The organism is Kitasatospora sp. NPDC057940 (assembly GCF_042887425.1).
In the GTDB taxonomy this organism is placed as follows: domain Bacteria; phylum Actinomycetota; class Actinomycetes; order Streptomycetales; family Streptomycetaceae; genus Kitasatospora.
Map to the genome: position 1 here is coordinate 68,763 of NZ_JBHVPH010000030.1, position 13,658 is coordinate 82,420.

The window sequence follows — 13,658 nt, forward strand, 5'->3', positions numbered from 1 at the left end:
CATTCCCGGACACAGAGTGACCGGTGGCGCCCGGTCCTCGGGAGGGCCGCGGACCGAGCGGCGCCCCGTGACTGAGTTCCCGCCCAAGGCGGCGGGGACGATGGGGGGCCTGTCGCGCCAGGGCGGCCGGCCGACGGCGGTGCCGGGCCAGCCCGCCGACGCGGTCGCCGCCGCCACCGGAGACGGCTCGGCCCGTCCGATCGCTGCCGGTGCCCTGCAGCCGGACGGCACCCCCCTGCCAGGCCCGGAGCGGGGGCCGTCCGGTCCGGGCCCCGGAGCCCAGGGGCGCACCGCGCTCGAAGAGCTCTGGCGCTCCTACAAGGAGACCGGCGACCAGCGGCTGCGCGAGCAGCTGATCCTGCACTACTCACCGCTCGTCAAGTACGTGGCGGGGCGGGTCGGGGTCGGCCTGCCCTCCAACGTCGAGCAGGCCGACTTCGTCTCCTCGGGGGTTTTCGGGCTGATCGACGCGATCGAGAAGTTCGACGTCGACCGCGCCATCAAGTTCGAGACCTACGCGATCAGCCGGATCCGCGGCGCGATCATCGACGAACTGCGGGCCCTGGACTGGATCCCGCGCTCGGTGCGGCAGAAGGCGAAGGCCGTCGAGCGGACGTACGCGACGCTGGAGGCCCGGCTGCGCCGTACGCCGCACGAGCCCGAGGTCGCGGCCGAGATGGGCATCGCGATCGAGGATCTGCACGCGATCTTCAGCCAGTTGTCCCTGGCCAACGTGGTGGCCCTGGACGAACTGCTGCACCCGGTGGGGGAGGGCGGCGACCGGCTGAGCCTGATGGACACCCTGGTGGACCACGGTGCCGACAACCCGGTCGAGGTGGCCGAGGACCGCGAGCTGCGCAGGCTGCTGGCGCAGGCGGTCAACACCCTCCCCGAGCGGGAGAAGACCGTGGTGACGCTCTACTACTACGAGGGCCTCACCCTCGCCGAGATCGGCCAGGTGCTGGGAGTGACGGAGAGTCGGGTGAGTCAGATCCACACCAAGTCCGTCCTCCAACTGCGCGCCAAGCTGTCGGACATCCGGTAGCGCGGGCCGGGACCGTCCCGTCCCGGCCGACCTCCGGGTCGCGACCCCGACCACGTCGCCGGTCCGCACCCGCCCGGCCGCAATCCTGGGCCGCACTCGCCCGGCCGAAACCCTGGGCCGTTACACCGGGCAGGATCCCCGGGTCACGCGCCCACTCGCACGCCTCGCCGCGCGCCTGCGCGCCCTCGCTCCCCGCCCAGATGCGCGGCGCCGTACCGGCCGCAGGTAGGGCTCCGTACAGTGGGAGCGTGCCGAAGATCCGAGCGGCCACGGTGGCCGAGCATCGCCAGCTGCAGCGCGCAGCCCTCCTTGACGCTGCCCGCACCCTGCTCACGGAGGGCGGCATGGAGGCGCTGACCTTCCCCGCGCTCGCTGCGCGCACCGCCCTGGCGCGCTCCTCGGTCTACGAGTACTTCCGCTCCCGGGCCGCCGTGGTCGAGGCGCTCTGCGAGGTGGACTTCCCGCTCTGGGCGGCCGAGATCGAGGCCGGGATGGAGAGCTGTGACAGCGCGGCCGACCGGATCGAGGCGTATGTCCGCGGCCAGCTGGCGTTGGCCGCGGACCCGCGCCACCGGGCGGTGGTGGCGATCTCCGCGCTCGAACTCGACGAGGCCGCGCGCGAGCGCATCCGGGCGGCGCACGGCAAGCTGGTCGGCCTGGTCGTCCGGGCCCTGGAGGATCTCGGTCACGCGCAGCCCCGGCTTGCTGCGGCGCTGCTCCAAGGGGTCGTGGAGGCGGCCGTGCGCCGGGCCGAGCAAGTGGCGGCGGGGGGCCGCGCCGGGTGTGCGGCCGAGCGCCCCGAGCTGATCGCGGACGCCGCGGTGGCCATGGCCTTGCACGGCCTCGGTCGGGCCTGAGCCGCTATCCGGCCCGGTGTGTCCGGTTCATTCGGTTCAGCTGATTCATCAGGTGCGCCCGGCGCCGCCCAGCGGCAGCAGCCGCGCGGCTCCCGCGCCGAACAGGGCCAGCGGGTCGAGGTAGCGCCCGCCGCGCAGCAGCCCCCAGTGCAGGCAGTCCCGCGCTGGGCAGTGCCGTCCGTCGGGGGCGAGCCGCCCGATCACCTGCCCGGCGGGTACCTCGGTGCCGACCGGGGCGGTGCCGGCGACGGGCAGGTAGGTGGTCCGCAAGGGGGGTGACCCCGAGCCGGGGTGGGTGACGGTCACCACCGGGCGCCCTGCCACCAGCCCGGAGAAGGTGACCACCCCGGCGGCAGCCGCCCGTACCTCCGCCCCGGGCGCGGCGGCGAGGTCGACTCCCCGGTGTCCGGCGGCCCACGGCGTGGCCGGTGGTTCGAACCGCCCGAGCACCCCGTCGGGCCCGCCCACCGGCCAGGCCCGCGCACGGTCCGAACCGGTCCGGCCGGTCTCGCGGCCCCCGCCAGTACCTCCAGCGCCCTCACCCGGACCTGGGCCGATGCCCCCGCTGAGAGCGGCGCCCCGCACCGCGCCGCCCGAGACCAGCAGCACCAGTGCCGCCAGCACGGCGACCAGCCCCCGCAGTACACCGAACGAGCGGGGCCCCAACCCGTCCGGCCCCAACCAACCCAGCCCCAACCGGCCCAGCCCCGAGCGGGCCGAATCGACGGCGGACGGAAGCGGGCACCCAGCGCGAGCAGTCATGCCCCGAGGCTTGCTGCGCCGCCGCCCCGGTGCCACCCACTTCCGGACTCCTGTGGACAAACCGCCCTCGTGGCCGGATCCCGTCCCTCCAGAGGGTGTACGGATGCCGCCATCCGGTGTACAAGCACCGCGGCGGCCGCGTTCCCAAGGCCGGGCCGGCCCGCCTCCGCCCCGTCTCCGGCCCGTCTCCGCCCAGCTCCCGCCAGCGCGGATCCGCCCGCCCAGGGCCTCCGCCGGTCGCGGAGTCGCCCGCCCCGCAGCGCTTCCCGTACACTTCACACGCGACCCGGTCCGCCGGGTCGACTTCGCACGCCCCGCCACCGGTGGACGGACGCGGCCCGGCCGCTGCCCCCGCCAGGTGCGAGTGCCGCTCGGTCCGCCGAGCCCGCCTGGTCCCCGGACCGTGCGGGTTCAAGCGGCTCGGCACGTTCGGGGCGTCAGGCGTGGCTGTCACCTGGCTGCCACGGACAAACCGAGCCTGACCCGGCCGGACGCACCGCGCGAGCGGGGAGCGCCACCGCGCGAACCCGCCGTCCGTTGCGCGACCGCCGGGCCGTAACACCTGAGGAGCACGGCTATGGCCGTCGTCACGATGCGGGAGCTGCTGGAGAGCGGCGTCCACTTCGGTCACCAGACCCGCCGTTGGAACCCGAAGATGAAGCGCTTCATCATCACGGAGCGCAACGGCATCTACATCATCGACCTCCTGCAGTCGCTGAACTACATCGACCGCGCCTTCGAGTTCATCAAGGAGACCGTTGCCCACGGCGGCAGCGTCCTCTTCGTCGGCACGAAGAAGCAGGCCCAGGAGGCCATCGCCGAGCAGGCCACCCGCGTGGGCATGCCCTACGTGAACCAGCGCTGGCTCGGCGGCATGCTGACCAACTTCTCGACCGTCTACAAGCGCCTGCAGCGCCTGAAGGAGCTCGGCGAGCTGGACTTCTCGGACGTGGCCGGTTCCGGCCTCACCAAGAAGGAGCTCCTGGTCCTCCAGCGCGAGCACGACAAGCTGGAGAAGACCCTCGGCGGTATCCGCGACATGCAGCGCGTCCCCAGCGCCGTGTGGATCGTGGACACCAAGAAGGAGCACATCGCGGTCGGCGAGGCCCGGAAGCTCAACATCCCGGTCGTCGCCATCCTCGACACCAACTGTGACCCCGACGAGGTCGACTACAAGATCCCGGGCAACGACGACGCGATCCGCTCCGTCACCCTGCTGACCCGCGTGATCGCCGACGCCGTGGCCGAGGGTCTGAAGGCCCGCGCCGGTGTCGCCAAGGGCGACGTCAAGGCCGAGCCGGGCGCCGACCAGCCGCTGGCCGACTGGGAGAAGGACCTCATCGAGGGCGAGAAGAAGGCCGAGGAGGCCCCCGCCGCCGCCGAGGCTCCGGCCGCTGAGGCCCCCGCCGCCGAGGCTCCGGCCGTCGAGGCCCCCGCCGCCGAGGCTGCGGCCACCGAGGCGCCGGCCGAGCAGGCCTGACGTACCAAGGGTGAGGGGCACCCGCCGGTACGACACCGGTAGGTGCCCCTCTCTCCCGCGCCGGGACCGAACCATCGGTCCCGGCGTCTCCCCACGCAGACACGCGAGACGCGAGAAGAGATTCACACCATGGCGAACTTCACCGCCGCGGACGTCAAGAAGCTCCGTGAGCTCACCGGCGCCGGCATGATGGACTGCAAGAAGGCTCTGGACGAGGCTGAGGGCAACGTCGAGAAGGCCGTCGAGCTCCTGCGCATCAAGGGCCAGAAGGGCGTTGCCAAGCGCGAGGGCCGTGACGCCTCCAACGGCGCCGTCGCCGCGCTGATCGCCGAGGACAAGAAGTCCGGCGTTCTGGTCGAGCTGAACTGCGAGACCGACTTCGTCGCCAAGGGTGACAACTTCGTCCAGGTCGCCGACGCGATCGCCGCTCACGTGGCCAAGACCGCCCCGGCCGACCTGGACGCCGCCCTGGCGTCCGAGATCGAGGCCGGCAAGACCGTCCAGCAGTTCGTCGACGAGGCCAACGCGACCCTGGGCGAGAAGATCGTCTTCCGTCGCTTCGCCCAGTTCGACGGTGACGGCTTCGTCGCGGTCTACCTGCACAAGACCAGCCCCGACCTGCCGCCGGCCGTCGGCGTCCTGGTCGAGCTGGACAAGGAGAACGCCGAGGTCGCGAAGGACGTCGCGCAGCACATCGCCGCGTTCGCGCCGAAGTTCCTGTCCCGCGAGGAGATCCCGGCCGAGGACCTCGAGAACGAGCGTCGCGTCGCCGAGGCCACCGCGCGCGAGGAGGGCAAGCCCGAGGCTGCCCTGCCGAAGATCGTCGAGGGTCGCGTCACCGGCTTCGTCAAGGAGAACTCCGTCCTGGAGCAGGCCTTCGCGAAGGACAACAAGAAGACCGTCGCCAAGGTCCTCGAGGAGAACGGCGTCGCCCTCAAGCGCTTCGCCCGCTTCCGCGTCGGCGCCTGAGCCACGTTCCACCTGGTCCCCGGCACCCTTACGCTGGGAACCGCCCCCGCCCGGTGACCGGGGCGGGCGGAACGCCGAACGGGCTCACCCAGTGCCAACCGTCCACGGGCGGGCCGCGTCGGCACCATGAACGACGAGGAGGCCATTGCCGTGCAGGACACCGAACCGGTTCCCGCGGCAGTGGCCTCCTCTCGCGTACGCGCAGGCCGGGCATCCGCACACCCGCGCCTGTGAGCCAGTAGGTGCAAAAAGGAGAAGTCCATGCAGGAGACGCAGGAGACCGCGCAGGACCCCAAGGCCGGCTCGCGCCGCCGGGTGCTGCTCAAGCTGTCCGGTGAAGCCTTTGCCGGTGGTGGCGGACTCGGCGTCGACCCGGACGTCGTGCACGCGATCGCCCGGGAGATCGCCACCGTCGTCCGTGCCGGTACCGAGGTCGCGGTGGTCATCGGCGGCGGCAACTTCTTCCGGGGCGCCGAGCTGCAGGTCCGTGGCATGGACCGGGCGCGCTCCGACTACATGGGCATGCTCGGCACCGTGATGAACTGCCTGGCGCTGCAGGACTTCCTGGTGAAGGAAGGCATCGAGACCCGGGTCCAGACCGCGATCACCATGGGCCAGGTCGCCGAGCCGTACCTGCCGCTGCGGGCCGTCCGGCACCTGGAGAAGGGCCGTGTGGTGATCTTCGGCGCCGGTATGGGCATGCCGTACTTCTCGACCGACACCACCGCCGTCCAGCGGGCCCTGGAGATCCACGCCGACGTCCTGCTGATGGGCAAGAACGGTGTGGACGGCGTCTACGACTCGGACCCCCGGACCAACCCGGACGCGGTGAAGTTCGACGCGCTGGAGTACTCCGAGGTCATCGCGCGCGACCTCAAGGTCGCCGACCTCACCGCGATCACGCTGTGCAAGGACAACAACCTCCCGATGCTGGTCTTCGAGCTGCTGGCGGAGGGCAATATCGCGCGCGCGGTGAAGAGTGAGAAGATCGGCACACTCATCAGCCAGGATTCTGTCCGGGCCTGAGCAGCAATCAGCCGTACGGGACGGCGTCGTCGCCGTGACCGGCCTCGACGCCGACACCGGTCGGGACAATCGCAGATGAACCGGACAGGGAGATCACAGTGATCGAAGAGACCCTCCTCGAAGCCGAGGAGAAGATGGAGAAGGCCGTCGCCGTCGCCAAGGACGACTTCGCCGCCATCCGCACCGGCCGTGCCCACCCGGCGATGTTCGCCAAGATCGTCGCCGAGTACTACGGCACCGTGACACCGATCAACCAGCTGGCCTCGTTCTCGGTGCCGGAGCCCCGGATGGCGGTCGTCTCGCCGTTCGACAAGACCGCGCTGAAGGCGATCGAGCAGGCGATCCGCGACTCCGACCTGGGCGTCAACCCGTCCAACGACGGCTCCCTCATCCGGGTGGTGCTGCCCGAGCTGACCGAGGAGCGCCGCCGGGAGTTCATCAAGGTGGCCCGGGGCAAGGGCGAGGACGCGAAGGTCTCGATCCGCGCGGTGCGCCGCAAGGCCAAGGACGCCATCGACAAGCTGGTCAAGGACGGCGAGGTCGGCGAGGACGACGGCCGCCGCGCCGAGAAGGAGCTCGACGACACCACGGCCAAGTACGTGGCCGCCGTCGACGAGCTGCTGAAGCACAAGGAAGCCGAGCTGCTCGAAGTCTGATGAACGACGCCCCTGACGCCCCTGGCTACTGGGGCCCGTCCGACCAGCAGTTCCAGCCCTACCGCCCGGCGCCGCAGCCCCGGCCGCAGGCTCCTCTGCAGCAGGCGCACCCGGCGCCGGGGTACGGCGAGTACCCGGCGCCGCCGCAGGCCCAGGGCTACCCCGGTCACCCGGGCGGCGGGGCCGCCCACCCGGGTGCGCCGGGCGGCGCGCCGGGTGACCCCGGCCACCGTTCGGATCACTCGCAGCAGCCTCCGGTGTACTGGGGCGGCGACGCGGAGGAGACTCAGGTCATGCCTCCCGTACCGGCGGGCCCCGGCCCGTTCCCCGGCGTGCCGGACCAGGGCGCGCCGGCGGGCTCCGGCCGACCGGGTGACCCCGCCGCCGGTCAGTCCCGGGAGGCCGGTCGGCTGAGCGGCCCGCTGTTCCGGGACGACCGGTCCGAGGCGGCGGTGCCGGGTGTGACGGAGACGGTCGTGCTGCGCGCGATAACCGATGACGCCACCCCCGGCCGCGGCGCCCCGCCGCGCCCCGGGGCCCCGGTGCCTCCCGCGCCGCCGAGTTACCCGGCGGCCGGGCAGCCCCACTTCGTGCCGTCGTCCCATCCAGGGCAGGAGACACCCGTGGCCGCCCAGTCCGCCCCGCAGCCGCAGCCGCGCAAGCAGCGCGGTGGCCGTAACCTCCAGGCCGCGATAGGTGTGGGGGTCGGTCTCGGTGCGGTGATCATCGCCTCGCTGTTCGTGGTGAAGGCGCTGTTCCTGTTCGTCGTGATGGCCGCGGTGTCGGTCGGCGTCTGGGAGCTGACCAGCCGGCTCGCCGAGCGCAAGCAGATCAAGGCGCCGCTGGTGCCGCTGGTCGCGGGCGGCATCGCCATGATCTCCACCGGCTACTGGGCCGGGGTGCAGTGGGCCGCGGCCTCGCTGGCGCTGACCGGGCTGGCGGTGATGGTCTGGCGGATGGCCGAGCCGCCGGAGGACTACCTGCGGGACATAACGGCCGGGGTGTTCACCGCCTTCTACGTGCCGTTCCTGGCGACCTTCGTGGCGTTGATGCTGGCGGCCGACGACGGCCCCCAGCGGATCGTGCTGTTCCTGATCGTCACGATCTGCAGCGACACGGGCGCCTACGCCGTGGGCTACAAGTTCGGCAAGACCAAGCTCGCCCCGACGATCAGCCCCGGCAAGACCCGTGAGGGCCTGGCCGGCGGCATCGGCCTGTCGATGCTGGCGGGCGCCGTGCTGATGGAGCTGATCATCGACGGCGGCAGCTGGTGGCAGGGCCTGATCCTGGGCGGCTGCGCGGCGGTCACCGCGACCCTGGGCGACCTGGGCGAGTCGATGATCAAGCGCGACCTCGGCATCAAGGACATGGGCACGCTACTGCCCGGCCACGGCGGCATCATGGACCGGCTGGACTCGCTCCTGCCGACCGCTCCGGTGGTCTGGCTGCTGCTGGCGGCCTTCGTCGGCAGTTAGGGCCTGACCGGCCCTCGGAGAGGCCCTCGACCCGGCCTCCGGCCGCGAGCGGCGGAAGGGCCCCGGACGCCTGTGCGTCCGGGGCCCTCGCACGTCCCGGCCCGCTCCCGGCGTCTGCGACACTGGATGAACCATGCCTAAGCCCGGAGAACTCACCTTTGTCGCGCCGCGCGGCGCCAAGCCCCCGCGACACCTCGCCGACCTGAGCCCCGCCGAGCGCAAGGAGGCCGTCGCCGAGCTGGGCGAGCAGCCGTTCCGCGCCAAGCAGCTCTCCAACCACTACTTCGGCCGGATGTCGAACGACCCGGAGGGCTGGACGGACATCCCCGCCGCCAGCCGGGAGAAGCTGACCGGGAGCCTGCTGCCGGACCTGATGTCGGTCGTGCGGCACGTGTCCTGCGACGACGACACCACCCGCAAGACGCTCTGGAAGCTCTTCGACGGCACGCTCGTCGAGTCGGTGCTGATGCGCTACCCGGACCGGGTCACCATGTGCATCAGCTCGCAGGCGGGCTGCGGCATGAACTGCCCCTTCTGCGCGACCGGCCAGGCCGGACTGACCCGCAACCTGTCCACCGCCGAGATCGTCGAGCAGATCGCCGCCGGGATGCGCGCGCTCAAGGCCGGCGAGATCCCCGGTGGCGAGGCGCGGCTGTCGAACGTGGTCTTCATGGGCATGGGCGAGCCGCTGGCCAACTACAACCGGGTGCTGGCCGCGATCCGCCGGCTGACCGACCCGGCGCCGGACGGTTTCGGCCTGTCCCAGCGAGGTGTCACGGTCTCCACCGTCGGCCTGGTCCCGGCGATGAACCGGCTGGCCGACGAGGGCCTCAGCTGCCGCCTGGCGCTGTCGCTGCACGCCCCGGACGACGAGCTGCGCGACGAGCTGGTGCCGGTGAACACCCGCTGGAAGGTCTCCGAGGTGCTGGACGCCGCGTGGAACTACGCGGAGAAGTCCGGCCGACGGATCTCCATCGAGTACGCGCTGATCAAGGACATCAACGACCAGGCGTGGCGGGCGGACCTGCTCGGCCGACTGATCAAGAACCACCGGGTGCACGTCAACCTGATCCCGCTGAACCCGACGCCGGGCTCCAAGTGGACCGCCTCCCGGCCCGAGGACGAGCGCGAGTTCGTCCGCCGGCTCCAGTCGCACGGGGTGCCGACGACCGTCCGCGACACCCGTGGCCAGGAGATCGACGGCGCCTGCGGCCAGCTCGCCGCGGCGGGCTGAGCCGGCGGGTCACCGCAGGCCGGGAAGTCAGCGCAGGCCGGCGGCCGCCAGTGCGGCGGTCGCCCCGCCGGTCACCAGCAGCGTGGTGCCCACCGCCAGGGTGCGCAGCGCGACCGCGCCGAACAGCAGCCGGGGCGAGGTGCCGAGGCGCAGCAGCACGTCGGTGACGTCCCGGCGGTCGGTGCGGACCTCGGCCAGCCGGGCGGCCACGGCGGCGGCCGCGCAGCCGAGCACCAGGCAGGCCTCGACGGCGGGCAGCACGTCGGCGCTGTCGGGCGTGCCGATCCAGTAGCGGATGGTGGTGAGCACCAGCGCGAGGGCGAGGGTGAGCACGGCCAGCGGCGGGCCGAGGCGTCGGGCCTGGGCGGTGAGTCCGCGGCCGGCCAGCAGCCGCAGCGGGGTGGGCCGACCGAGCGCGAGCAGCCGCCCCGTCCAGGACAGCAACGGGCCGGTGAGCAGGGCGAGCCCGACCGCGCTGGCGGCCCAGCCGCCGAGTGCGGCGGTGCTGGTGCTGCCGAGCCCGGCGGGCAGGTGGATCGGCCGGCCGTCGGCGGCGGCGCCGGGCCGCAGGGCGATGAGTTCGAGGGCGAGGCCGGTCACGGTGAGCCCGACCGGCAGGGCGACCCGCAGCGCGCCGAAGCCGGTGCCGCGGTGGGTGCGGCTGCCGGGCAGGTACTCGGTGGGCGGGACGGCGCAGGCGGCGGCGATCCCGGCGGTGAGCGGGACCAGGGCGAGCAGGGCGACCGGCGCGACGGCCGGCAGCGGCACGCCCATGCCGAGGTCGGCGGCGAGCGCGGGCCCGGCGATGTCGTTGCGCAGGACCAGGAAGACCAGCAGGGTGAGCGCGCTGCCGAGGGTGCAGGCGAGCACGACCTCACCGGCGATCAGGGCGCGGATCCGGCCGGAGCCGGCTCCGGCGGCGCGCAGGCCGGTGATCCGTTCGGGCCGCTGGGCGGGTACGGCGCGGGCGGCGACGGCCGCGAACCAGGCGACGGCGGCGAGCGGGGGCAGGCACCAGAGCAGGCGCACCAGCGCGTCCTCGCCGCCGAGCGGGTCGCTCATCGCCCGGCCGAGGGAGCGCAGCAGGAAGGCGGAGACCACGGCGGCGGCCAGCACGGTGAGCAGCCAGCGGCCGAGGTCGGGCACCCGGTAGCCCCGGGCCAGACGGAGATAGAACACGTCGACTCTTTCAGCGGCTCGGCGTCGTCAGCGGCGGGTGGCCGAGACGGCGGACGCGCCGGCCGCCCCCGGGACGGCGGGGCCGCGCGGGACGGGGGCGGCGGGGGCGGTGAGCCGTCCGTCGACGAGGGCGACGGCGCGGTCCGCGAACCGGACGAGCTCGGGGTCGTGAGTGGCCAGGACGAGGGTGAGCTGGTGCGACCGGGCCGCGCTGGTCAGTATCCGCAGGACCTGGTCGGCGGCCTCGCGGTGGAGCGGGGCGGTGGGGTCGTCGGCGAACACGACGGGCGGCAGCGGGGCGAGGGCGCGGGCGACGGCGATCCGCTGGCGCTGGCTCTGGAGCAGCCGGTCGGGGCGCTGCCGGGCGACCTCGCCGACGTCGAGGCGTTCCAGCCATTCGTCGGCGGCGGTGTAGGCGGCCTTGTTGCCGGCGCCGGCGAGCAGCAGCGGCAGGGCGACGTTCTCCCGGGCGGTCAGCTCGGGCACCAGGTGGGGTTCGGAGCCGACGAAGCCGAAGCGGTCGCGGCGCAGCCGTTCGCGCCCGGCCCGGCCGAGGGTGTGGACGGGCGCGCTGTTGAACCAGACCTCGCCCTCGTCGACGGTGAGGAGGGCGGAGAGGCAGCCGAGGAGGGTGCTCTTGCCGGAGCCGCGGGGGCCGGTGACGGCGAGCACTTCGCCCTCGCGGACGCCGATCGAGATGCCCCGGAGGGCGGGGGTGCCGTGATGGGACTTGACGATCCCCCGGGCCCACAGCACGTCGTTGTCAGGCGGTGCCGCTGACATGAGGTTCCATCCTGGGTGGCCGCAGGGATATGACAGTCGTCAGATTAGAACGACTGGGGCCTGGTGCGGTTGCGGCGCTCTGGTCCATCGCGGGCAAATCACCCGCAATCAGGCATGTTTGATCGGTCGGCAGCGCCGGAAAAACGCCGAAGGGCGGTCCCGGGGGAGTGGGACCGCCCTTCGGCGGAGGGTGGGGAAGGAGGATCAGGGGGTCAGATCTTCGCCCACGCGTCGGTGAGGCTGGTCCGCAGGATCTGCTCGATCTCGTCGAAGGTCGACTGGTTGGAGATCAGCGGCGGGGCCAGCTGGATGACCGGGTCGCCACGGTCGTCGGCGCGGCAGTACAGGCCGTTGTCGAAGAGGGCCTTCGACAGGAAGCCGTAGAGGACGCGCTCGACCTCGTCGTCGTTGAACGACTCCTTGGTGACCTTGTCCTTCACGAGCTCGATGCCGTAGAAGTACCCGTTGCCGCGGACGTCGCCGACGATCGGCAGGTCGCGCAGCTTGTTCAGGGTGCCCAGGAACGCGGCCTCGTTGTCGAGGACGTTCTGGTTCAGGCCCTCGCGCTCGAAGATGTCGAGGTTGGCCAGCGCCACCGCGGAGGAGACCGGGTGGCCGCCGAAGGTGTAGCCGTGCAGGAAGGTGTTGTCGCCCTTGTAGAACGGCTCGGCGAGGCGGTCCGAGATGATCGTGGCGCCGATCGGGGAGTAGCCCGAGGTCATGCCCTTGGCGCAGGTGATCATGTCGGGCTGGTAGCCGAACTTGTCGGCGCCGAACATGGTGCCCAGGCGGCCGAAGGCGCAGATGACCTCGTCCGAGACCAGCAGCACGTCGTGGCGGTCGCAGATCTCGCGCAGGCGCTGGAAGTACCCGGGCGGCGGCGGGAAGCAGCCACCGGCGTTCTGCACCGGCTCGACGAAGACGGCCGCGACGGTCTCGGCGCCCTCGTTGAGGATGGCCACCTCGATCTCGTCGGCGCACCAGCGGCCGTAGGCCTCGGGGTCGACCGTGCCGTCCGGGCCTTCGAGGAAGGCGGGGGCGCGGTAGATGTTGGTGTTCGGGGCCTTGTGGGTGCCCGGCACCAGCGGCTCGAACGGGGCCTTCAGGCCCGGCAGGCCGGTGATCGACAGGGCGCCCTGCGGGGTGCCGTGGTAGGCGACGGCGCGCGAGATGACCTTGTACTTGGTCGGCTTGCCGGTCAGCTTGAAGTACTGCTTGGCGAGCTTCCAGGCGGTCTCGACGGCCTCGCCGCCACCGGTGGAGAAGAAGACCTTGTTCAGGTCGCCCGGGGCGTAGTTGGCCAGGCGCTCGGCCAGCTCGACGGCCTTCGGGTGGGCGTAGCTCCACACCGGGAAGAAGGCGAGCTCCTTGGCCTGCTTGGCGGCGGCCTCGGCCAGCTCCTCGCGGCCGTGGCCGGCCTGGACGACGAACAGGCCGGCGAGGCCGTCGAGGTACTTGCGGCCCTTGTCGTCCCAGACGTAGGTGCCTTCGCCCTTGACGATCGTCGGCACGGGGGAGTTCTCGTACGACGACATGCGGGTGAAGTGCATCCACAGGTGGTCGTAGGCGGTCTTGGAAAGGTCCTTCTGCGCCGGGTCGGCTGTCATCGGGTGCCCCAGGTGTAGGTCTGTTTCCGGAGCTTCAGGTAGACGAAGCTCTCGGTGCTCCGCACGCCGGGAAGCGCGCGGATGCGCTTGTTGATCAGTTCGAGCAGGTGCTCGTCGTCCTCGCAGACCAGTTCGGCCAGGAGATCGAACGAGCCTGCGGTGCAGACGACGTAGTCGACCTCGTCGAGGGCGGCCAGCGCGTCGGCGACGGGCTCGATGTCGCCCTCGACCCGGATGCCGACCATCGCCTGGCGGGTGAAGCCGACGGTGAGCGGGTCCGTGACGGCGACGATCTGCATCACGCCCTGGTCGAGCAGCTTCTGGACGCGCTGGCGCACGGCCGCTTCGGACAGGCCGACGGCCTTGCCGATGGCGGCGTACGGGCGGCGTCCGTCCTCCTGGAGCTGCTCGATGATCGCCTTGGAGGCGGCATCGAGGGGAACGCTCGCGTTCCGGTCGCGGTTGGCCACGCCGCCACTGTGCCTGATCGTTCTCCTGTTCGCAAGCGAGGAATCTGCTGATTTCGTCGCGATCTTGGAATCCGCGTACGGATTTCATCGCCTACATGCACTGCACCTGTCGATA

General features: G+C 72.2%; 13 protein-coding genes. 8 read left to right on the forward strand and 5 right to left on the reverse strand.

Annotated features, from left to right (window positions below; all coding sequences use genetic code 11):
- Positions 1-100: 100 nt before the first annotated feature.
- Both whiG and ACFVTF_RS32335 read left to right on the forward strand, forming a co-directional pair.
- The gene (gene whiG / locus ACFVTF_RS32330) at positions 101-1,045 is read left to right on the forward strand and encodes an RNA polymerase sigma factor WhiG (protein ID WP_371522662.1); all 945 of its coding nucleotides are present in this window, start codon (positions 101-103) and stop codon (positions 1,043-1,045) included.
- A gap of 272 nt (positions 1,046-1,317) precedes the next feature.
- The gene (locus ACFVTF_RS32335; protein WP_387817725.1) at positions 1,318-1,902 is read left to right on the forward strand and encodes a TetR/AcrR family transcriptional regulator; all 585 of its coding nucleotides are present in this window, start codon (positions 1,318-1,320) and stop codon (positions 1,900-1,902) included.
- A gap of 48 nt (positions 1,903-1,950) precedes the next feature.
- Here ACFVTF_RS32335 and ACFVTF_RS32340 read toward each other — a convergent pair whose 3' ends face one another.
- Positions 1,951-2,664 carry a murein hydrolase activator EnvC family protein gene (locus ACFVTF_RS32340; protein ID WP_387817716.1) on the reverse strand — a complete coding sequence of 238 codons (714 nt, stop codon included), beginning with the start codon at positions 2,662-2,664 and terminating at the stop codon, positions 1,951-1,953.
- Between the two features lie 577 nt (positions 2,665-3,241).
- Between ACFVTF_RS32340 and rpsB the strand changes: the two genes are divergently transcribed.
- From rpsB to rlmN, 6 genes are all read left to right on the forward strand, one after another.
- Entirely contained in the window at positions 3,242-4,144 is a 903-nt protein-coding gene (rpsB, locus tag ACFVTF_RS32345) for a 30S ribosomal protein S2 (protein ID WP_371517012.1), read from the forward strand.
- 129 nt (positions 4,145-4,273) lie between these two features.
- Complete coding sequence (tsf, locus tag ACFVTF_RS32350) at positions 4,274-5,113, forward strand: translation elongation factor Ts (RefSeq protein WP_371517011.1); 840 nt, start codon at positions 4,274-4,276, stop codon at positions 5,111-5,113.
- A 261-nt stretch (positions 5,114-5,374) separates the two neighbouring features.
- The gene (gene pyrH / locus ACFVTF_RS32355) at positions 5,375-6,139 is read left to right on the forward strand and encodes a UMP kinase (RefSeq protein WP_030056790.1); all 765 of its coding nucleotides are present in this window, start codon (positions 5,375-5,377) and stop codon (positions 6,137-6,139) included.
- A 98-nt stretch (positions 6,140-6,237) separates the two neighbouring features.
- Positions 6,238-6,795 carry a ribosome recycling factor gene (frr, locus tag ACFVTF_RS32360; RefSeq protein WP_063347665.1) on the forward strand — a complete coding sequence of 186 codons (558 nt, stop codon included), beginning with the start codon at positions 6,238-6,240 and terminating at the stop codon, positions 6,793-6,795.
- The gene (locus ACFVTF_RS32365) at positions 6,795-8,270 is read left to right on the forward strand and encodes a phosphatidate cytidylyltransferase (protein ID WP_387817717.1); all 1,476 of its coding nucleotides are present in this window, start codon (positions 6,795-6,797) and stop codon (positions 8,268-8,270) included. The genes frr and ACFVTF_RS32365 overlap by 1 nt, the downstream gene beginning before the upstream one ends.
- 133 nt (positions 8,271-8,403) lie before the next feature.
- Positions 8,404-9,504: a 23S rRNA (adenine(2503)-C(2))-methyltransferase RlmN gene (rlmN, locus tag ACFVTF_RS32370; protein WP_371517009.1), complete on the forward strand. Its 1,101-nt coding sequence runs from the start codon at positions 8,404-8,406 to the stop codon at positions 9,502-9,504.
- A gap of 27 nt (positions 9,505-9,531) precedes the next feature.
- Here rlmN and ACFVTF_RS32375 read toward each other — a convergent pair whose 3' ends face one another.
- The 4 genes from ACFVTF_RS32375 to ACFVTF_RS32390 all read right to left on the reverse strand — a co-directional run bounded on the left by ACFVTF_RS32375 (position 9,532) and on the right by ACFVTF_RS32390 (position 13,543).
- Complete coding sequence (locus tag ACFVTF_RS32375) at positions 9,532-10,683, reverse strand: hypothetical protein (RefSeq protein ID WP_387817718.1); 1,152 nt, start codon at positions 10,681-10,683, stop codon at positions 9,532-9,534.
- Positions 10,684-10,710: 27 nt separating this feature from the next.
- Positions 10,711-11,466: an ATP-binding cassette domain-containing protein gene (locus ACFVTF_RS32380; protein WP_363631467.1), complete on the reverse strand. Its 756-nt coding sequence runs from the start codon at positions 11,464-11,466 to the stop codon at positions 10,711-10,713.
- Between the two features lie 212 nt (positions 11,467-11,678).
- Positions 11,679-13,073: an aspartate aminotransferase family protein gene (locus tag ACFVTF_RS32385; RefSeq protein WP_350882875.1), complete on the reverse strand. Its 1,395-nt coding sequence runs from the start codon at positions 13,071-13,073 to the stop codon at positions 11,679-11,681.
- A complete protein-coding gene (locus ACFVTF_RS32390; protein ID WP_030243538.1) occupies positions 13,070-13,543 on the reverse strand; it encodes an Lrp/AsnC family transcriptional regulator in 474 nt (157 codons plus the stop codon). The genes ACFVTF_RS32385 and ACFVTF_RS32390 overlap by 4 nt, the downstream gene beginning before the upstream one ends.
- Positions 13,544-13,658 lie beyond the last annotated feature (115 nt).